Genomic DNA, 19,889 nt, shown 5'->3' with positions numbered 1-19,889 from the left:
ATGATCCCTCCTTACCTTCCGCTCCCGCCGTCCGACCGCGTGCTCTCCCCGCGCACCGGCTGGACCCGCGCCCACTGGGAGACCCTGGCCGACCACCTGCTGGAGGCCGTCACGCCGTACGCCTCGCCGGGCCAGGCGCAGATCCGGCTGCCCGGCAGGGCGAGCTGGTCGGGCGTGGCGCTGGACGGTCTGGAGGGGTTCGCCCGCACGTTCCTGGCGGCGGCGTTCCGGATCGCGGGCGCGGGCGGGGACGTGCCGCACCTCGCCGAGCGGTACGCCCGAGGGCTCGCCGCGGGCACCGACCCGTCGAGCGGCGAGTCCTGGCCGGTGCTGACCGACTGCTCGCAGCAGATGGTGGAGGCCGCCTCGATCGCGATCGGCCTGCACGAGACCCGGCCGTGGTTGTGGGACCGGCTCGACGACGGGGTGCGGGAGCGGGTCGTCGAGTGGCTCGGCGGCTTCGTCGGCAAGCGGACCTGGGACAACAACTGGATGTTGTTCCAGACTGTGACGGAGGAGTTCCTGAAGTCCGTCGGCGGGCCGTACGAGCAGCGGGAGATCGAGCGGGGGCTGGAGCGGATCGAGGACTGGTACGTCGGCGACGGCTGGTACACCGACGGCGGGTCCAGGAACTTCGACTACTACTGCGGGTGGGCGCTGCACCTGTATCCGCTGCTGTGGACCCGCATGTCGGGGGACGCCGAGCGGGCCGCGCTGTACGCGGGGCGGCTGCGCGAGTTCCTGGGGACGTACCAGCACTTCTTCGGCTCCGACGGCGCGCCGGTCCACCAGGGCCGCTCGCTCACCTACCGCTTCGCCGCGGTCGCGCCCGTCTGGCTGGGCGCGCTCGCCGACGCCACCCCGCTCACCCCTGGCCAGACCCGCAAGCTGGCCTCCTCCGTCGTGCGTCACTTCGCCGAGCGCGGCGTGCCCTCACGCGACGGGCTGCTCTCCCTCGGCTGGTACGAGCCGTTCCTGCCGGCGACGCAGGCCTACTCGGGGCCGGCGTCGCCGTACTGGGCGTCGAAGGCCTTCATCGGGCTGCTGCTGCCGCCCGACCACCCGGCGTGGACCGAGCGGGAGCAGTCGCTGCCCATCGACGAGCACGACGTCACCGCCGCCATCCCGGCCACCGGGCTGCTCCTGCACGGCACCCGCCACGACGGGATCGTCCGGCTGATCAACCACGGCAGCGACCACGGCGCCCCGCCCGACGACCCGCACTACGCCAAGCTCGCCTACTCGACGCGCACCGGGCCCGAGGCCGCCGAGCACGCCTGGGCCCGGGCCCTGGACAACCACCTCGCGCTGATCGGCCCGGACGGCGTCCCGTCGCGCCGGGCCGCCGTCCGGCCGCTGTCCTGCCACGACGCCACCGCCTCCTCCTCGTCCGAGACCGGGACCGGGACCGGGGCTGGGGCTGCGGCTGAGGCTGGGGATGAGGCTGGGACGGGGGCCGTGATCACGACCACCTCCGCCGTACGCGGCCCCTGGGAGGTGCGCGTGCACGAGATCACCGGCGGAGCGGGCAGCACGGTGCGCGAAGGCGGCTACGCACTCTCCGACGCCGACCCACCGGCCTCGGCCACCGGCGACGGCTGGGCGCTGGCCCGCCGCGCCGACGGCCTCACCTCCGCGGTGATCGGGCTGTACGGGTGGGCGCGCGCGAGCGTGTCGCGGGAGGTCGAGTCGAACGCCTTCGGCCCGCACTCGGCCGTCCCCTGCCTGCACTCCGACGCGCCCGGCCTGCACGTCTCCCTGGTGGTGCTGTCGGGTGACGAGGTGCACCCCGGCGCCCTGCGCGACGCCGTCACGGTGGACGTCTCCGGCGACGCGGTCGTGGTCACCTTCCCCGGTGGCACGTCCGCCACGGTGGCCCGGGGCTGACCCCGGGGCCTCAGACGCTGCGCAGGACGGAGACCACGATGCCCAGCACCACGGCCTCGTCGCCGTCGATGACGTCGTAGGCGGGGTTGCGCGGTTCGAGCAGGACGTGCCCGCCGCGCCGGCGGAACACCTTCACGGTGGCCTCGCCGTCGATCATCGCGGCGACGATCTGGCCGGAGTGCGCCTCGGGCTGCTGCCGTACCACGACGATGTCGCCGTCGCAGATCGCGGCGTCGATCATCGAATCGCCGCGCACCCGCAGGCCGAACACGGTGCCCCGCCCGGTGAGGTCGCGGGGCAGGGTCAGCGCCTCGTCCAGGTGCTCGTCCGCGAGGATCGGGGCGCCCGCGGCGATGTCGCCGACGACGGGCACGCTCACCAGGCCGGCGGCCGGCTCCGGCGCCGCGGCCCGCAGGAAGGGGCGCACGTCGATCGGCCTGGTCACGGTCGTGCTCCGGCGCAGGAGCCCCCGCTCCTCAAGGCTCCTGAGGTGCTTCGACACCGACGAGGGCGATCTCAGCCCGACCGCGCGGCCGAGCTCGCGGGTGCTCGGCGGGTACCCGTGTCTGGCCACCCAGTCCCGGATCGTGGCCAGGATGCGCTGCTGGCGCTGCGGCAGGGCCGAGAAGTCCACGTACTCGAACGCGTCATGATCGTCGTAGCTGGTCACCAGCGAAATGCTAGGCCCATCGGCGTGCTGGGCGCTTGTCCAGGAGGCACTCTTGGCCACCGGGCGAGCTCATGTCAGCGTTGAGGTCACGGACCACGCCGACAGGAGAGACCGCCATGGCCGAAGCCTCCATCGACTCCGTGACCGCCTCCGAGACCGGCGCGTCCTTCGACGCCGTCGTGATCGGCGCCGGGTTCTCCGGCATGTACATGCTGCACCGGCTGCGCGGCCTGGGCCTGACCGCCCGGGTGTACGAGGCCGGCGACGGCGTGGGCGGCACCTGGTACTGGAACAGGTATCCGGGCGCCCGCTGCGACGTGGAGAGCGTGGAGTACTGCTACTCCTTCTCCGAGGAGCTGCGGCAGGAGTGGGACTGGACGGAGCGGTACCCGTCCCAGCCGGAGATCCTGCGCTACGCCGAGCACGTCGCCGACCGGTTCGAGCTCCGCCGCGACCTGCGGTTCCGCACGCGGGTCACCCGCGCCGCCTACGACGAGGCCGCGTCGCGCTGGCGGGTGGAGACCGACCGCGGGGACCGGGTCACGGCCCGCTTCCTCATCACGGCCGTGGGCTGCCTGTCGGACGCCCGCGTTCCCGGCATCCCCGGCGCCGGCTCCTTCCGCGGCGAGAGTTTCCACACCGGGCGCTGGCCGCACGAGGAGGTGGACTTCACGGGCAAGCGGGTCGCGGTGATCGGCACGGGCTCCTCCGGCATCCAGATCATCCCGGTCATCGCCGAGCGGGCCGCCCAGGTGACGGTCTTCCAGCGGACGCCCAACTTCACCATCCCGGCGTGGAACCGGCCGCTCCAGCCGGAGTACGCCCGCTGGGTGAAGGAGAACTACGCCGAGATCCGCAGCACGATGCGCGACTCCCTGTTCGGCATCGCGGCGTCGTTCAACACCGGCTCGGCGCTGGAGGCGTCGGAGCAGGAGCGGCTGGCCGAGCTGGAGGCGCGCTGGGCGCACGGCGGGCCGGGCTTCCTCGGCGCCTTCGGCGACACGGCGGTGGACCCGCGGGCCAACGAGCTCGTCGCCGAGTTCGTCCGGGACAAGATCCGCCGGACCGTCGCGGACCCGCGGGTGGCCGAGCTGCTGTCGCCCCGCGACCATCCGATCGGCACCAAGCGCCCGTGCTTCGACACCGACTACTACGCCACCTTCAACCGGCCGAACGTGCGGCTGGTGGACGTCCGCGCGACCCCGATCGAGGAGATCACGCAGACGGGGCTGCGCACCGCCGGGGCCGCGTACGAGGTGGACACCATCGTCTACGCCACCGGCTACGACGCGCTGACCGGCGCGCTGCTCGCCATCGACGTCACGGGCGCGGGCGGGGCTTCACTGCGCGCGAAGTGGGCGGCCGGCCCCCGCACGTACCTCGGCCTGATGACCGCCGGGTTCCCGAACCTGTTCACCATCACGGGCCCGGGCAGCCCGTCGGTGCTCAGCAACATGTTCGTCTCCATCGAGCAGCACGTGGACTGGATCGCCGGCTGCCTGCGGCACCTGGCGGAGACGGGCGCGGCCGTCATCGAGGCCGGCCCCGGCGCCGAGGACGCCTGGACGCGGCACGTCGGCGACGTCGCGGCGCAGACGCTCTTCCCGCTGGCCGACTCCTGGTACCTGGGCGCGAACGTCCCCGGCAAGCCCCGGGTCTTCCTGCCCTATCCCGGTGGCGTCGGCGCCTACCGCGTCATCTGCGACGAGGTGGCGGCCAAGGGGTACGAGGGCTTCGTGTTGTCGCCCTGACGAACCCGAGGGCCGCTCGCGCCGGCTTCGCATCGTGCGAAGCCGACACATCCGTGCCCCTGAATGGACACGAAGTGTCAATGTTCAAGATTTCACGACGCGTCCACGCCTAATACAGGGTTTTTCACCGTATGTCGGTTTACGCTCCCCGGCATGCGTGTTAAGTCCCGGGTCCCGGCGATCCTCGTCGCGGCCGGCGTCGCCGCCGGCTCGATCGCCGCCCTGTCCTCACCCTCCGTGGCCGCCGCGGCGCCTGGCACCGTGGTCATCAGCCAGGTCTACGGCGGGGGCGGCAACTCCGGCGCCCCCTTCTCCAACGACTACGTCGAGCTGTTCAACCGCAGCGCCGCCCCGGTGTCGCTGGACGGCTGGTCCGTGCAGTACACCAGCGCCAGCGGCACCGGGAACTTCGCCGCCAACAGGGCCGCCCTGTCCGGCGCCCTGGCACCCGGCCAGTACCACCTCGTCCAGCTCGCCGCGGGCACCACGCCCAGCGCCGCGCTGCCCCAGCCCGACAGCGTCGGCTCGATCAACATGAGCGGCAGCGCGGGCAAGGTGGCACTGGTCCGCTCGGCCGAGGGCCTGGCCTGCAACGGCTCCTCCACCCCCTGCTCCGCGGACCAGCTCGGGCAGATCGCCGACCTCGTCGGGTACGGCGCCGCGAACTTCTCGGAGGGGGCCGCCGCCCCCGCGCTCACCAACGCCACCGGCGGCTTCCGCAAGAGCGGCGGCTGCGCCGACACCGACGACAACGGCGCCGACTTCGAGAGCGCGGCACCGGCTCCGCGCAACAGCGCCACCGCCCCGGCCCCCTGCGGCGACGGCGAGCCGACCCCGACGCCCACGCCGACCCCCACCGAGAGCTGCGAGACCCCGGCCACGCACCAGATCTCCCAGGTGCAGGGCAACGGCGACGCCAGCCCGGTCGCCGGCCAGAACGTCCGAGTCGAGGGCGTCGTGACCGGCTCCTTCCAGGGCTCCGGCGGCCTCGGCGGCTTCTCCCTGCAGTCCGCCGCCCCGGACGCCGACCCGGCGACCTCCGAGGGCCTGTTCGTCTTCTCCTCCTCGCCGGTCAAGGCCGGTGACCGGGTGCTCGTCTCCGGCAAGGCGATCGAGTACAACGGCCTGACCGAGATCTCGCCGGCCACCGCGGTGAACGTCTGCGGCACCGGCACGATCAGGCGCACCGAGATCGACCTGCCGCTCAGGAAGGGCCTCACCTTCGAGCGTTACGAGGGCATGCTCGTCACCTTCGACGACGACCTCGCGATCTCCGAGACCTACAACCTGGCCCGGTACGGCGAGCTGCTCCTGGCCGAGGACGAGCGGCTCTACCAGCCGACCGACCGCGAGGGCGTGGACACCGACAGGGACGCGCGGCGCCGGATCCTGCTCGACGACGGCTCCAACGCGCAGAACCCGGCCACGCTGCCGTACCACACCGAGGGCTCGAACACCGTCCGCCTGGGTGACGAGGTGCGGAACCTGACCGGCGTCCTCACCTACGGCTTCGACGTCTACCGCGTCCAGCCGACCGAGCCCGTGGTCTTCCGCGCGAAGAACCCGCGCCCCACCCGCCCCGAGCGGGTCGGCGGCGACGTCCGGGTGGCCAGCCTCAACACGCTCAACTGGTTCACCACGCTCGGCTCGCGCGGCGCCACCGACGCCGGGGAGCGCGACCGTCAGCTCGCCAAGCTGGTCGCCAACATCACCACGCTCGACCCCGCCGTGGCCGGTCTGATGGAGGTCGAGCGCAACGGTGACGTGGCGCTCAACGCGCTGGTGGACGCGCTCAACGCCAAGGCGGGCGCGGGCACGTACAAGGCGATCCCGCACCCCAATCCGGGCACCGACCTCATCCAGACCGCGCTGATCTACCAGCCGGCCAGGGTCACCCCGATCGGCCCGGCGCGCTCCTCCGCCGACCCGATCTTCAACCGGCCGCCGCTGGTGCAGACGTTCGGCAGGGCCAAGGGGCACGGCAGGACGTTCACGGTGCTGGTGAACCACTTCAAGTCCAAGGGCTGCACCGACGTGGACGGCCCGGCGACCGGCGCGGACGCCGACCAGGGTGACGGGCAGAGCTGCTACAACGCCAAGCGCGTCAAGCAGGCGCAGGCCGTGCTGTCCCTGATCGGCGAGCTGAAGCTGAAGAACGCGCTCGTCCTCGGCGACATCAACGCCTACGGCGAGGAGGACCCGATCCACACCTTCGAGGACGCCGGGCTGACCAGCCTGAGCAAGAAGTACGTGGAGCGGGACGAGCGTTACAGCTACGTCTTCGAGGGCCTGTCCGGCGAGCTCGACCACGTGCTGGCCGACAAGGGCGCCCGCAAGCTGGTGACGGGCGCCACGATCTGGCACGTCAACTCCGACGAGGGCCGGTTCATGGACTACAACACCGAGTTCAACCCGCCCTACCTGTACGCGCCCGACCCCTTCCGCTCCTCCGACCACGACCCGCTCCTGGTGGGTCTGCGCCTCTGAGGAACGCCCGCACCCCGGCCGCGGCGGAGCTCGTCCCCGCCGCGGCCGGCGCGTCTCAGGCCGGTGACGGCCCCGTCTCCAGCAGCCGGCCGCCGGACAGCTCCAGCCACCGCTCGATCCCGATCTCCGCCAGGAACCGCTCGTCGTGGCTGACCACCACGAACGCCCCCTCGTAGGCCGCCAGCGCGCTCTCCAGCTGGGCCACGCTGACCAGGTCGAGGTTGTTGGTCGGCTCGTCCAGCAGCAGCAACTGGGGCGCCGGCTCGGCGCACAACACGCACGCCAGCGTCGCCCGCAGCCGCTCGCCGCCGGACAGCACCCCCACCGGCAGGTGCGCCCGCGGGCCCCGGAACAGGAACCGGGCCAGCAGGTTCATCCGCTCCGCCGGGGCCATCCCGGGAGCCGCCGCGGCCAGGTTCTCCGCCACGGTGCGGTCCAGATCGAGCAGGTCCAGCCGCTGCGACAGGTAGGCCACCCGCCCCTCGGCCCGCCGGGTCGTCCCGCCGTCGGGCTCCAGGTCTCCGCTGACCAGCCGCAGCAAGGTCGACTTGCCCACGCCGTTCGGGCCGGTCAGCGCGATCCGCTCGGGCCCGCGCACGACGAGGTCCACGCCCGGCCCGGCGAACAGGCCGCGGGCCTGGAGGTGCTCGCCGTGGAAGACCGTACGGCCGGCGGGCACGTGCGTGCCGGGCAGCTCCAGCGCGATCCTCTGATCGTCGCGCAGCGCCCGCCCCGCCTCGTCCAGCCTGGCCTTGGCGTCGCTGACCCGGGCGGCGTGCATCTGCCCGGCCCGGCCGGCCGACTCCTGCGCGCCGCGCTTCATGTTGCCGGCGAAGATGCGCGGCAGGCCGGCGTTCTTCAGGTTGCGGGCGGCGTTGCTCGCCCGCCGCTCGGCCCGCTCGCGGGCCTGCTGCAGCTCCCGCTTCTCGCGCTTGAGCTCCTGCTCGGCGCTGCGCACGTCCCGCTCGGCGGCCTCCTGCTCGACCCGCACGGCCTCCTCGTAGGCGGTGTAGCCGCCGCCGTAGAAACGCACCTCGCCGCGGTCGAGCTCGGCGATGCGGTCCATGCGGTCGAGCAGCGCGCGGTCGTGGCTGACCACCAGCAGGCAGCCGTTCCAGTCGCCGAGCAGGTCGTGCAGGCGGCGCCGGGCCTCCAGGTCGAGGTTGTTGGTCGGCTCGTCCAGCAGCAGCACGTCCGGCCGCTTGAGCAGCTGCGCGGCCAGGCCGAGCGAGACGACCTGGCCGCCGCTCAGCGTGCCGAGCGTGCGGTCGAAGGCGAGCCCGGCCAGGCCGAGCCGGTCGAGCTGGGCGCGGGTGCGCTCCTCGATGTCCCAGTCGGTGCCGATGGTGGTGAAGTGCTCCTCGCTGGCGTCGCCGGACTCGATGGCGTCCAGCGCGGCGATCACCGGGGCGATGCCCAGCACCTCGGCCACGGTCAGGCCCTGGGTGAGGGGCAGGCTCTGCGGCAGGTAGCCGAGCACTCCCTGGACCGAGACGTCGCCGCCCGACGGCCGCAGCTCGCCGGCGATCAGCTTGAGCAGCGTGCTCTTGCCGGCGCCGTTCGGCGCGACCAGCCCGGTACGGCCGCCGCCCACGCTGAAGGACAGCCCGGTGAAGACGGGAGTGTCGTCGGGCCAGGAGAAGGAGAGCCCGGAGCAGATGACGAATGCGTCAGACATGTGACAGACCTCTGAAGGTGACCCGGGCACACGAAAGGAGGGCCCGGCAGGGGAAACAGGAACGAGGGAACGACGACCTGGGCCACGCCGGCGACGGTCTTCGCGCGTCGGCCGGGGCCGGGTCAACCTCCGGTATCACCCGGAGATGTCGTCGTCACCTGCCATGTCTGGTCTCCTAGCTGTCACGAATGTGCGCCTTTCACTCTAGCATCCGCCGCAAACAGCTTCCGCCACGTCACCAGCTTGACAGGTGATGCGCTCGATCGTCACCATCTTAACGGGTGACGAAGGTGGAGGGCGGGCGGCCGTGGAGTACGACTACGTGGTGGTGGGCGCGGGCGCCGCGGCCGGCGTGCTGGCGGCCCGGCTCTCCCAGGACCCGGACGTGAGCGTGCTGCTCCTGGCGGCGGGCGGCGCCAGCGAGCCCGCGATCCGCCCCTTCACCCGCGGGCACCGCTCCGGCTACGACGCCTGGGCGGCGCGGGGATGGAGCTTCGACGACCTGCTCCCCTACCTCAAGCGCAGCGAGCGGGCGCCGGGACGCGACGCCAGATGGCGCGGCCGGAGCGGCCCGCTGAGCGTCGCCCCCACCGCCGGGCCGAGCCCCGTGATCGCGGCCTGCGTGGCCGCCGCCGAGGAGGCCGGGCATCCCAGGGCCGCCGACATCTCCTCCGGGCTGGAGGAGGGCTTCGGCCTGCCGGACCTGAACCTCACCGGCGCCGCCGCCTACCTGGCGCCGGCCTCCGGCCGCCCCAACCTGCGCGTGGTGCCGGGCGCGCTCGTCCACCGCCTCCTGGTCGAGGGCGGCCGGTGCGCGGGCGTCGTCTGCACCGTGGACGGCGAGCAGGTCACGGCGCGGGCCGCCAGGGAGGTGGTGCTCGCGGCCGGCGCCATCGGGACGCCGCACCTGCTGATGCTGTCCGGCATCGGGCCGTCCGGGCACCTGCGCGAGGCGGGCGTCGCGGTCGTGCACGACCTGCCCGGGGTCGGCTCGAACCTTCAGGACCACGTCACGGCCGGGCTGGTCTACACCCCCGCCCGCTCCCTGCTCGCCCCCAGGAACGGCCACGGGCAGGCGCTCGGCCTGCTGCGCGGCCCGCACGCGCAGGACGGGCCCGACCTGCAGATCACCTTCCTGGACGTGCCGAGCCACTCCCCCGCGCTCGGCGGCCCGCGCCAGGGTTACACGATCCTCGTCACCCTGGCGCGCCCGCGTGGCCGCGGCACCGTACGCCTGGCCTCCGCCTCGCCCGCCGGCCCGCCCGCCGTCGCCCTCCGCCCCTACGCCGACCCCCGCGACCTGGCCACGATGGTCGCCGGCCTGCGGGCCGCCAGGGAGATCGGCCGGGCGCCCGCGCTGGACGGCTGGCGCGGCGGCGAGGTGCTGCCCGGCGCCGACGTGCGCGACACCAGGGCCCTGCGGGCGTACCTGCGCGCAGGCCCCGGCTCCGCCGCCCACCACGCCGGCACCTGCGCGATCGGCGCGGTGGTGGACGAGGAGCTGCGCGTACTCGGCCTCGACGGCCTGCGCGTGGCCGACGCCTCCGTCATGCCGTCGATCGTGTCCGGCGACCCCGGCGCCGCCGTGTACGGCATCGCGGAGCGCGCCGCCGAGCTCATCGCCTGACACGCGCCGCCTCCTCCTCGGCCCACTGGGGATGGTGCTTCCTGGCCCACCGCCACGTCACCGACCCCGAACGCATCCCGCGCCGCGCCTCCCTGTCCCGGTAGGCCAGCCGGACGTGCCCGAGCACGACGACGGCGATCGCCAGCGCCGTCAGGTCGTGCACGAGGATCGCGCTCGGCCGGGGGATCCACGGCAGCAGCCCGGAGAACCACATCAGCAGCCCGGTGAACGCCATCACCGGCACGGCCCCGGCGATCCAGCCGGCCCAGATCTTCTGCCCGGCGTTGAACTTCCCGGCCGGCCGCGGGCCCGGAAGGCCCCTGCGGGCCGCGCGCAGCCACTCCCGGTCGTACGGGGCCAGCCGGTTGAGCCTGCGCAGGTCCGCGCGGAACGACCGGGCGGCCAGCCCGAGCAGGAACGGCGCGGGCAGCAGCAGCCCCGACCACTCGTGCACGACGACCAGCAGGTGGCGCCGGCCGACGAGCTGGGCCAGCGGCCCGAAGTAGAGGAACGCCGCCGACCCGGCGCACACCAGCATGAGCGTGGCCGTGGCGCGGTGGACCAGGCGCTCGGCGCGGGTGAAGCGGCGCAGCCGCTCAGGCGCTCCGGCCGAGCCAGCCGTCGACGTCATAGCCGTACTCCTCCCAGTATCCCGGGACGACCTTCTCCGTGACGGAGATGCCGGACAGCCACTTGGCGGACTTGTAGAAGTACATCGGGGCGACGTAGAGCCGCACGGGGCCGCCGCGCTCGTGGGTGAGCGGCTTGTCCTGCATGTCCAGCGCCACCACCACGTCGGAGCGGCGCGCCTGGTCGAGCGTGAGGCTCTCGGTGTAGACGCCGTCGAAGCAGGTGAAGCGCAGCGCCCTGCCCTCCGGGCGCACGCCCGCCAGGTCGAGCAGGTGCGCCAGCGACACGCCCGTGAACGGGGTGCGCGGCACCCGCCAGCCGTCCGTGCACTCGACGTCGCCGACGACCCGGGTCTGCGGCATGGCGCGCAGCTCGGCCAGCGTGTACGTCACGGGCCGCTCGACGAGGCCGCCGATCCGCAGCTCGTAGTCGGCCGCCGTCTTCTCCGGCACCGAGCCCGCCACGCTGAAGTAGCGGAAACCGCCCGGGCCGGGCAGCAGCCCCGTCGGGTCGGTCGCGGCGAGCCGTTCCCAGCCGTTCTGCACGAGAGGGGCGGCGGCGAGGGCGGCGGCGCCCAGGCCGAGCATCGAGAGCATCGCCCGGCGCGCGATCGGCGGGCCGCTCTCCTCCGGGTGTCGTTGATCGGTCACGCCTGCGATTCGAGCAGCCGCCGCCTGCTCCCGCGACGAACGACCGGTCCGGTAATACTTCCGTCAGTCTTGCCCCGCACGGGACACCTCCTGTGGCATGAACAGTCCTCTCTCCGCCCACAGCTCCTCGTCCAGATGGTGGTCACGCCACACCTGCGGCGGGTCCGCCAGCCAGTCGTGACCGAAGATCGCGTACGGGTGGCCCGCGCCCGCGTGCGTCAGCTCGTACTGACCCAGGTACTCCATCAACGGCCGCCACAGCGGCCCGTTGGCGACGATCAGGTACGAGGCCGCCAGCCCCGGCTCGTGCAACCAGCGGCGCAACATCCACGCCTGGAACACGTCCGTGATGGGGGACGGCTTGGCCTCGTAGGCGGGGCAGATCAGGTGCCGGGCGATGCCGACGTGCCCGTCCGGGGGCAGCGCCGTGCGCCGGCTCACGTCGTGCCAGATCTCCCCCACCACGGGGTCGGCGTCCAGCTCCTCCTGCTCGGGGCGGCGCAGCGTCAGCCAGCTCATGAAGGCCCGCAGCCGGCCGCTCCCGCGGGAGCGCAGCAGGGTGAACGCCTCCGGCCTGCGCTCCAGCCAGAACCGGACGGTCCCGGCCGCGACCTCGCCCTGCGACTCGCGCGCCATGGCGACGACCTCGCCGTGGTCGGCCGGGGTCAGCCCGCACGCGCGCACGTCCTCCTCGCCCACCTGCGACACGTACCGGCCCAGGACCCCGCCGCGCCCGCGCAGCCGGCTGATCGTGCGCATCACCGCCACGCCCGCGTGCGGGTCGCGGGCGCCGCGCAGCGGCTCGTCCAGGACGTGGTGGCGGATCGCGCGGTGCATGCGCTCGTAGCCGGCGGGGTCGCGCCAGCGCAGGTGGTGGTCGAGGGCCTCGCTCAGCACGCCGCCCACCTCCAGGCCGCGGGCGGCGGTCTCGACGTACGGCCGCGCCCTGAGCCAGTCGAACAGCTCCGCCGCCCGGCCGCCCGGCAGCACCGCGGCGAGCAGGTCCTCCGTGGTGTGGCGGGCGTGCGCGCACACGTGCAGCGCCCACCGGTGCAGATCGGACGGCACGTCGCCGGCCAGCAGCGCGAGCACACCGTCGACCACGTGCCTGGCCGCCTCGCGGCGCGACGGCTGTCCGGTGGCCGACATGCTCCTGCCGACCTCGGCGGCCAGCGACAGGGCGAACGGGTGGCCGGCGGCGAAGTCCGCGATGGACCCGCGCAGGCCGGGCTCGACGCCGCGGGCTTCGAGCAGCGCGGCCGACTCCACGGCGGTGAGGGGTTCGAGATGCCTGATCACGATCGCTCCCGACCAGGCCGGATCGGTGAGCCAGGCGGCGCTCGGCCCGCTCCTGCCCGCCACCACGACGACCGTGTCGGCGGGCAGGCGCCTGAGGTAGTCGTCGCGCAGCCACGGCTCCAGCTCGGCCAGCTCCTCGAAGGCGTCGATGAGCAGGACGGGGCCCGCCGCGCCGGCGAGCTCCTCCGCGAACCGTTCGAGCCGCTCGCGGGACGGATGCGGGGGCCGGATCGACCGGCCCCCGGCGGAGGCGTCCAAGCCGGCCGGCCGGCCCCCGGCGGAGGCGTCCGGGCCGGTCGGCCGGGTCTCGGCGGGCGCGGGCAGGTGCCGTACCTGGCGGTCCTCGGCGGCGGCGTCCGCCGCCAGCCGGTTCAGCAGCGCCGATTTGCCGATCCCCGCGGGCCCTCGGACGAAGAGCACCCCGGGGCGGCTCTGCCGCAGCAGGTCCAGGAAGGCGGCGCGTTCGGCGACCCGTCCGACGAAACGGGCCGTGGCGGGCTGCTCCCACGAGCCGGGCCGTCCCGCCCACAGCGCGGGCCGGACAGGCGAGGCGGGCGGCGCGGGCTCGTCCACGGGGTCCGCCTCGGCACGCAGGATCCTGTCGTGCACGGCCCGCAGCCGCGGCCCGGGGCTGACGCCCAGCTCCTTGCCCAGCAGGTCGTAGACCATCCGGTAGACCTCCAGGGCCTCCGCCCGCCGCCCGCCCCTGTACAGGGCCAGCAGGTAGATCTCGTACAGCGGCTCCTCGAGCCGGTTCCGCTCGATGAGCAGCGGCACCTCGGCCGCCACCTCGGCATGCTCGCCACGCTCCAGCCGCAGCCTCAGCAACTCCTGGACGGCCACCAGCCGCAGCCGCTCCAGCCGGAACCGCTCGCGTTCGGCCGCCTCGCCGGGAACCCCGGCCAGCGCCGTGCCCGTCCAGAGGGCCAGCGCCTGCTCCAGCAGCTTCACGGCCGCCGGCACGTGCCCGCCCTCGCGCTCCTGCCTGGCGGCCTCCAGCAGGTCGGCGAACTCGACGGCGTCCACCGCGAACGTCTCGGGGTCGAGCATGTAACCGCCGGACCTGGAGCTGATCACCGCGTCCAGCCCGTGCGCGGACAGCAGCCGCCTGATGCGGGAGATATACGTCCTGACGACGGCCTCGCCGGTGGCCGGCGCGTGCTCGCCCCACAGGCCGTCGATCACCTCGCTGATCCGTACGAAGCTGCCGCTGTTGGCCAGCAGCAGCATCAGGACGGCCTGCTGCTGCGGCGTGCCGAGGTCCAGGCGGGCGTCACCGCAGTCGAGGCCGGGCGGTCCGAGGATGGTGAACCTGCAGGGAGGCGGAAGCATGTGCCCGAAGGTAGGTTCGGCCGGATCCGCGCCGCGAGCGTCAGGTGACTGCATGTGTGTACGTCACGTGTACGTCCCGCGGATCCCCGTCCGGCGACCGAGACCTTACAGACTGCGGACAAGCCCGGCAATACGCCAAAACCACGACGCGGCGTCAGTAGGGTCGGTCAGAGATGCCCTCCGGGGCGTCGGCGACGAATCACGCGAAGCAAGAGGTGGGGGAACCTCGATGGGCGGGGTGAGTTTCGGGCTGCTGGGCCCGGTCAGCGTCTGGAGCGGCGGGGAGGAGCTGGACGCGGGGTCGCCGCAACAGCGCGGGGTTCTCGCCCTGCTGCTGCTCGGCGAGGGGCGCCAGGTCTCGCTCGACGAGATCGTGGGCGCGCTGTGGGGTGGCGAGGCGCCGCGCAGCGCCGTCGTGAGCACCCGCACGTACGTCTCGCGCCTGCGCCGGGTGCTGGCCGACGGCGGGGGCGCCGGGCTGGGCACCGAGGCGGAGATCAGGTCGGCGGGCGGCGGCTACCAGCTCCTCGTGGACCCCTGCGCGGTGGACGTGACGGTGTTCCGCCAGACCACCGCCGCCGCGCGGCGGGCCCGCGAGCGGGGCAACGTGGCGGAGGCCTCCCGGCTGCTGCGCGGCGCGCTGGCCCTGTGGCGCGGGCCGGCGTTCGACGGGCTGGGCGGGGGCTTCTTCGAGGGGCGCCGTACCTGGCTGGAGCAGTTGCGCGCCTCCGCCATGGAGGAGCGCTGGGCGCTCGACATCGAGCGGGGCGACGGCGGCGCGGCGATCGCCGAGCTGACGCTCGCGACGACGGCCGAACCCTACCGGGAGCGGTTGTGGGAGCTGCTGATGGGGGCGCTCGACCGCGACGGCCGCCCGGCGGACGCGCTGGCGGCCTACCGCCGCATCGCCCGGTTGCTCGCCGACGACCTCGGGCTCGACCCGGGCCCGGGCCTGCGCAGGATGTACGCCAGCATCAGCACGTCGGCCGGCGCCTCACTGGTCTGACCGGCGAACACCCGGCCCGGCACCCCCGCCGCTCTCACCGGCGGGCGCCCGGCCGGCCCGGCGCGGTCACCCGCGCTTCACTCGTCCGGCCCGGCGCGGATGCCCGCACGTCACTCGTCCGGCCTGTAGGTCTTGAGCATCCGGCCGAGATCGGCCCGGGAGCTCACGCCGAGCTTGGGGAAGATCCGGTGCAGGTGGGTGCCGACCGTGCGGTGGGACAGGTAGAGCCGCTGCCCGATCTCCCGGTTCGTCAGCCCCTCGGCGGCGAGCCGGGCGATGCTCAGCTCGTGCGGGGTGAGCCGGTCCCACGCGTCCGGGTCCCGGGTCGGGCTCGACTCGCCCGCGCCGCGCAGCTCCAGCCGCGCGCGCTCGCCCCAGGCGGCCATGCCGAGCGCGTCGAAGGCCTCCCTAGCCGTACGCAGGTGCATGCGGGACTCCACGGCCCGGCGCCGCCTGCGCAGCCACTCGCCGAACGCCAGGTGCAGCCGTGCCCGCTCGGCGGGCCACCCGGACAGGTCCGCCCGCAACGCGGCCGCGTACAGCTCCTCCGCCTCCTCGCCCGGGGCGAGCACGGCGCGCGCGTACCGCAACCCGATGTGCAGCGCGGGCGACGGAGTCGAGGCGGCCAGGGGCTCCAGGTCGCGCAGGACGTCCCGCATGGCGTCGGCCCGCCCGGCCCGCAGCGCGGCCTCGGTGAGCTCGGCGAGGAAGTAGGCGCGCAGGGCGAGCTGGTAGGCGGGATCGGTCGGGTCGAGGATCCGGCTCAGGTCGGCGAACGCGTCGTCGAAGCGGCCCTCGCTCATGGCCGCCAGACCGCGGGCGAGCTGCACGGTGGCCAGCACCGGCCGGGCGCCGGCGGGCAGCGCGACCCGCTCGGCCTCGTCGGCCAGCGCTCTGGCCTGCTCGTTCTCGCCCCGCAACGCGGCGATCTCGGCCTGGACGGCCGTGGCCAGCCCGTACATGAACGGCTGGCCGGTCTCCGCGGCGAGCCTGGCGGCCTCCTCCGCGGCGGGGACGGCCGTGGCCAGATCGCCGAGCCTGGTCAGGCTCCACGCCTGGACGGCCAGCGCCCTGGGGAGCAGCCCCAGCCTGCCCTGGGCGCGCAGCCCTGGCGCGGCCACCGCCGAGAGGCGGCCCGCCAGGTCGAACGCCCCCACCTGGAGGGCCGCGCTGCCGAGGTAACGGTCCACCTCGGGGTCGGCGCCCGCGGCTCCGGCCAGCTCGCGCAGCCCGCCGATCACGGTGAAGCCCCGCTCGAACGGCGCGGCGTACGCGGCGATCGCGACCATGCGCGGGTCGCCGGCGGGCAGCGGCAGCCCGTCGGCCACGCGCAGCACCAGTCGGCGCGCGTCCTGGCCGGGCTCGGACCAGAAGCAGCGCATCGCGGCGCCCCACAGGATCCGGACGGCCGGCTCGGCGTGCCCTTCCCCGGCGATCGACGCGGCCAGCCCGGCCAGCTCGGGCACCCGGGAGACGTCCTCGCGCACGCCGTCCTCGAAGCCGCTGAGCAGCCAGGCGGCGGTGGCCCGCCGGCGCGGGGACAGGTCGAGTTCCCGAGCGGCGCGCACCAGGCGCTCGGCCGTGTCGCGGCTGCCGGACTCGACCGCGAGCTCGGCCGCGCGCAGCAGCCTCAGCGCCTTGCCCTCGCGCTCCTCGCTCAGCCGGGCCGCCTGCTCCAGTGCCGCCACCGCGGCGGCGACCGCGCCCCGGCCCCGCGCCTGCGCGGCGGCACGATCGAGCTCGGCCGCCACCTCCTCGTCGGGCCCGGCCGTCGCGGCGGCCCTGTGCCAGGCTCGCCGGTCGGGATGCTCGCACAACGTCTCGGCCAGGGCCAGGTGCGCCCGCCCGCACTCGTCGAGCGCCGCGGCCGCGGGAATGGCCGACCGCATCAGCGGATGACGGAACCTGACCGCGCCGCCCCCGACCTCGACCAACCGCGCCTCGACGGCCGGCGCCAAGACCTCCAGCCCCGCCTCCGAACCCCGCGGCGGGCCGATGTCCGCCGTCCGCGGCTCCGTGCCGGCGATCGGGCCGATGCCCGTGAGCGGCTTCGAGCGGAGGAGCAGGCGCGTGGCTGCGAGGGTCTCCGCCACCGACCCGCTCTCGTTGAGCGCCGCGACCAGGAGGGCGGTGCGCGTCGGCAGCGGCAGGGTGGTGACCCGGGCGGTGAACGCGCGCTCAAGGCGCTCGCCCAGGGGCGCCGGCGGGCCGATGCCGCCCTGGTCGGCCGTGGCGGCGGGCAGCTCGGTCAGTGCCAGCGGGTTTCCCGCGGCCTGCTCCAGGATGCGCTCCCGGAGCGCCGGGGTGAGGCCGGGGGCGGTCGCGTCGAGCAGCTCGGCGGCGGCCTGTCCGGACAGCCTGCCGACGGTCATCGCCGGCAGCCCCGCCTCCCGCAGGGGCGAGCGCTCGCCCTCCCGCAGGGTCGCGACCATCACGATCGGCTCGGACTCGATCCGGCGCGCCACGAAGGCGAGGACGTCGGCGCTGGCACGATCCAGCCAGTGCGCGTCCTCGGCGACGACCAGCAGCGGCCGGGCGGCGGCCAGCTCGGCCAGCAGGGTCAGCGTGGCCAGCCCGACGAGGTAGACCCCGGCTCCCGCCGCGCCGAGGTGAGCACCCGCCCCGGCACCGCCGCCAGGCCCGGTGACCGCCCCAGCACCGCCACCAGACCCGGCGCCGCCGCCAGGCTCCGCGACCGCCCCAGCAACATCGCCGGGCTGGGCGCCTGGTCCGGGCGGGTCGTCCAGGCCCAGGGCGCCGCGCAGGGCGGCGCGCTGGCGGGCGGGCAGGGCGTCCATGCCCGCGCGGACCGGGTACAACAACTGGTGCAGCCCGGCGTAGGCGAGGTTCCGCTCGGCCGCCACGCCGGTCGTCGTGAGCACGCGCAGGCCGGCGGCCGACGCCACCGACGCGGCAGCCGCCACCAGCGCGGACTTGCCGATGCCGGCCTCGCCCTGGACGAGGACGCCACCGCGGCCCCGAAGACCCCGGAGGCCACTGTCCCGGACGTCGTCGATGAGCCCGGTCAGGGCCCTCAGCTCGGCCTCCCGCCCGAAAAGCGGCATGGTGGTGCGACTCCTAACCTCGGCAGCGCGAGTCCTGGGGACCATACCCGAACGCACGCGCCACGCTGCAACAGGACGTATACATCGCAGACGCCGCCCCGCCCCGCACGCCGACCGTTCGTCAACGGAGTCTTGCGCCGCCGCTCCTACGCTGCCATGACATGTCCACCAACACCGAGGCCGTCAACACCGAGGCCGTGGCCGTCGTAGAGACCCGCCTCATCCACGCGTTCCACCGGCGCGCCACGACGCTGCTGTGCGAGGCCGCCGACCGGCGCTCCGTCCCTCTCGCGGCGCTGGCCGAGCTGCGCGAGTTCCTCGTCAGGAACCTGCGGCACCACCACGAGACCGAGGACCACCTGCTGTGGCCGATGATCGCGGCGGTGGCGCCGGAGGTGGCGGCGCGGTTCGGCGGGCTGAGCGAGGAGCACGACGCGCTCGACGTCGCGCTCGACGCTCTCGCGGACATGCCGATCGGCGAGGACGGCGACCGCCCCGCGTTCCAGCGGGCGGCGGAGGCGGTCAGGTTCCTGGTGCACCGGCACCTGGAGCACGAGGAGCCGCTGCTGTTCCCCGCGCTGCGCGCGCACGTCTCCCCGGAGGAGTGGACGGCGTTCTCGCGCGAGGTGGTGGCCACGTCGCCGACCGAGGCGGCGCACCTGATCGTCGGGTTCCTCGACCAGGTCGGTACGCCGGAGGAGGTCGCGCTCGTCCTGGCCGGCCTGCCCGAGCCCGCGCAGCAGTTCGTGCCCGTGATGCGCGCCCAGGCGCACGCCGCCCTCGCGGTCCTGGAGGGCACGGCCGGCACAGCGAGCACGGCCGACACATCAAGCACGATCGGCACAGCGAGCACGGTGGGCACAGGGAGCACGGCGAACACGGCGGGCGCGGCAAGTGCCGCGGGCGCGGTGGAAGGCTGAGGCGGGCGTGAGTCTAGGACTGGCGGTGCCCTTCACCGATCCGGCCGCGCTGGTGGCGTGGGCCCGGCGGGCGGACGCGGGCCCGTACGGCAGGATCGGCGTCCCGGACCGGATCGTGTACGACAATCCCGAGCCCATGGTGATGCTGGCCGCGATGGCGGCGGTGACCGAGCGGATCCGGGTGCAGTCGGAGGTGGTGCTCGCGCCGCTGCGCGACCCCGTGCTGCTGGCCAAGCAGAGCGCGACGCTCGACCGGTTGTCCGGCGGCCGGTTCGCCCTCGGCCTGGCGGTCGGCGCGCGGGAGGACGACTTCCTGGCCGTGGGCGCGGACCACGCCTCGCGGGGGCGGCGGATGGACGAGCAGCTCGCGACCATGCGCCGGGTCTGGGCGGGCGAGCCGGTCGCGCCCGGCCTCGGCCCCGTCGGCCCCGTCCCGCTGCGCGCCGGCGGTCCCGAGCTGCTCTTCGGCGGGTTCGCGCCGCGGGCGCTGGCGCGCGTGGCCCGGTGGGGCGGCGGCTACGTCTGCCCGGCTCCGCCCGAGCACGCGGGAGGGCTGTTCGAGCTGGTCAGGCGGCAGTGGAAGGACGCGGGACGGCCAGGCGAGCCGCTGCTGGTCGCCCAGGTGAACGTGGCGCTGGGGCCGGAGCCCACCGTGGCGGAGTCGCGGGAGGCGCTGCTGCGTTACTACGGTTTCGCGCCGGAGCCGGCCGCCCGGTCGGTGGCGGCGATGGCGACCACGGCCGCCGGCATCCGGGACGCGGTGGCGGCGTACCGGGATCTCGGCGCGCACGAGGTGATGCTGAGCTGCTGGTCCGACGACGTCGCGCAGATCGACCGCCTGGCGGACCTGCTGTCATGACCGTTCCGGGGGGACAGGCGACGGTGGA

General features: G+C 74.6%; 13 protein-coding genes. 7 read left to right on the top strand and 6 right to left on the bottom strand.

The genetic code is table 11. The annotated features are described in order from the left end of the window. Window positions 1–1,887: a DUF2264 domain-containing protein gene (locus tag HD597_RS62290; protein ID WP_253758827.1), complete on the top strand. Its 1,887-nt coding sequence runs from the start codon at window positions 1–3 to the stop codon at window positions 1,885–1,887. Window positions 1,888–1,897: 10 nt separating this feature from the next. Here the strand turns inward: HD597_RS62290 and lexA are convergent, their stop codons facing one another. Next, entirely contained in the window at window positions 1,898–2,566 is a 669-nt protein-coding gene (lexA, locus tag HD597_RS62285; protein WP_425572342.1) for a transcriptional repressor LexA, read from the bottom strand. A 107-nt stretch (window positions 2,567–2,673) separates the two neighbouring features. On the opposite strand from lexA, the gene HD597_RS62280 reads away from it, so the two are divergent. Both HD597_RS62280 and HD597_RS62275 read left to right on the top strand, forming a co-directional pair. Next, window positions 2,674–4,308, top strand: coding sequence for a flavin-containing monooxygenase (locus HD597_RS62280; protein ID WP_253758823.1), 1,635 nt, complete (start codon window positions 2,674–2,676; stop codon window positions 4,306–4,308). Between the two features lie 153 nt (window positions 4,309–4,461). Further along, complete coding sequence (locus HD597_RS62275) at window positions 4,462–6,795, top strand: ExeM/NucH family extracellular endonuclease (protein ID WP_253758821.1); 2,334 nt, start codon at window positions 4,462–4,464, stop codon at window positions 6,793–6,795. Between the two features lie 55 nt (window positions 6,796–6,850). Here the strand turns inward: HD597_RS62275 and HD597_RS62270 are convergent, their stop codons facing one another. Continuing rightward, window positions 6,851–8,473, bottom strand: coding sequence for an ABC-F family ATP-binding cassette domain-containing protein (locus tag HD597_RS62270; protein ID WP_253758819.1), 1,623 nt, complete (start codon window positions 8,471–8,473; stop codon window positions 6,851–6,853). Between the two features lie 307 nt (window positions 8,474–8,780). Between HD597_RS62270 and HD597_RS62265 the strand changes: the two genes are divergently transcribed. Beyond that, window positions 8,781–10,100, top strand: coding sequence for a GMC family oxidoreductase (locus HD597_RS62265; protein WP_253758817.1), 1,320 nt, complete (start codon window positions 8,781–8,783; stop codon window positions 10,098–10,100). Here HD597_RS62265 and HD597_RS62260 read toward each other — a convergent pair. From HD597_RS62260 to HD597_RS62250, 3 genes are all read right to left on the bottom strand, one after another. Continuing rightward, complete coding sequence (locus HD597_RS62260; RefSeq protein ID WP_253758815.1) at window positions 10,090–10,731, bottom strand: cytochrome b/b6 domain-containing protein; 642 nt, start codon at window positions 10,729–10,731, stop codon at window positions 10,090–10,092. The genes HD597_RS62265 and HD597_RS62260 overlap by 11 nt on opposite strands. Further along, window positions 10,697–11,380, bottom strand: coding sequence for a molybdopterin-dependent oxidoreductase (locus HD597_RS62255; protein WP_253758813.1), 684 nt, complete (start codon window positions 11,378–11,380; stop codon window positions 10,697–10,699). Before HD597_RS62255 ends, HD597_RS62260 begins: the two co-directional genes overlap by 35 nt. Window positions 11,381–11,443: 63 nt before the next feature. Continuing rightward, complete coding sequence (locus tag HD597_RS62250) at window positions 11,444–14,011, bottom strand: AfsR/SARP family transcriptional regulator (protein ID WP_253758811.1); 2,568 nt, start codon at window positions 14,009–14,011, stop codon at window positions 11,444–11,446. 229 nt (window positions 14,012–14,240) lie between these two features. On the opposite strand from HD597_RS62250, the gene HD597_RS62245 reads away from it, so the two are divergent. After that, entirely contained in the window at window positions 14,241–15,017 is a 777-nt protein-coding gene (locus HD597_RS62245; RefSeq protein ID WP_253758810.1) for an AfsR/SARP family transcriptional regulator, read from the top strand. A 110-nt stretch (window positions 15,018–15,127) separates the two neighbouring features. On the opposite strand, the gene HD597_RS62240 is transcribed toward HD597_RS62245, so the two are convergent. Then, window positions 15,128–18,082, bottom strand: coding sequence for an AAA family ATPase (locus HD597_RS62240; protein WP_253758808.1), 2,955 nt, complete (start codon window positions 18,080–18,082; stop codon window positions 15,128–15,130). Window positions 18,083–18,243: 161 nt separating this feature from the next. Here HD597_RS62240 and HD597_RS62235 point away from each other — a divergent pair, with 161 nt between their 5' ends. Both HD597_RS62235 and HD597_RS62230 read left to right on the top strand, forming a co-directional pair. Next, window positions 18,244–19,002 carry a hemerythrin domain-containing protein gene (locus HD597_RS62235; RefSeq protein ID WP_253758806.1) on the top strand — a complete coding sequence of 253 codons (759 nt, stop codon included), beginning with the start codon at window positions 18,244–18,246 and terminating at the stop codon, window positions 19,000–19,002. A gap of 7 nt (window positions 19,003–19,009) precedes the next feature. Continuing rightward, a complete protein-coding gene (locus tag HD597_RS62230; protein ID WP_253758804.1) occupies window positions 19,010–19,861 on the top strand; it encodes an LLM class flavin-dependent oxidoreductase in 852 nt (283 codons plus the stop codon). The last annotated feature ends 28 nt before the right edge of the window (window positions 19,862–19,889 follow it).

Origin of the sequence: Nonomuraea thailandensis (assembly GCF_024172165.1) — a bacterium.
GTDB lineage: Bacteria > Actinomycetota > Actinomycetes > Streptosporangiales > Streptosporangiaceae > Nonomuraea > Nonomuraea thailandensis.
The sequence above is the reverse complement of the archived record's forward strand: the minus strand, read 5'-3'. Positions and strand labels throughout refer to the sequence as shown.

Excerpts from the sequence above, each read along its gene's own strand:
- HD597_RS62260 (WP_253758815.1), bottom strand. The coding sequence starts at position 10,731 with ATGACGTCGACGGCTGGCTCGGCCGGAGCGCCTGAGCGGCTGCGCCGC.
- HD597_RS62290 (WP_253758827.1), top strand. The coding sequence starts at position 1 with ATGATCCCTCCTTACCTTCCGCTCCCGCCGTCCGACCGCGTGCTCTCC.
- HD597_RS62275 (WP_253758821.1), top strand. The coding sequence starts at position 4,462 with ATGCGTGTTAAGTCCCGGGTCCCGGCGATCCTCGTCGCGGCCGGCGTC.
- HD597_RS62270 (WP_253758819.1), bottom strand. The coding sequence starts at position 8,473 with ATGTCTGACGCATTCGTCATCTGCTCCGGGCTCTCCTTCTCCTGGCCC.
- HD597_RS62250 (WP_253758811.1), bottom strand. The coding sequence starts at position 14,011 with ATGCTTCCGCCTCCCTGCAGGTTCACCATCCTCGGACCGCCCGGCCTC.
- HD597_RS62245 (WP_253758810.1), top strand. The coding sequence starts at position 14,241 with ATGGGCGGGGTGAGTTTCGGGCTGCTGGGCCCGGTCAGCGTCTGGAGC.
- HD597_RS62235 (WP_253758806.1), top strand. The coding sequence starts at position 18,244 with ATGTCCACCAACACCGAGGCCGTCAACACCGAGGCCGTGGCCGTCGTA.
- HD597_RS62280 (WP_253758823.1), top strand. The coding sequence starts at position 2,674 with ATGGCCGAAGCCTCCATCGACTCCGTGACCGCCTCCGAGACCGGCGCG.
- HD597_RS62240 (WP_253758808.1), bottom strand. The coding sequence starts at position 18,082 with ATGCCGCTTTTCGGGCGGGAGGCCGAGCTGAGGGCCCTGACCGGGCTC.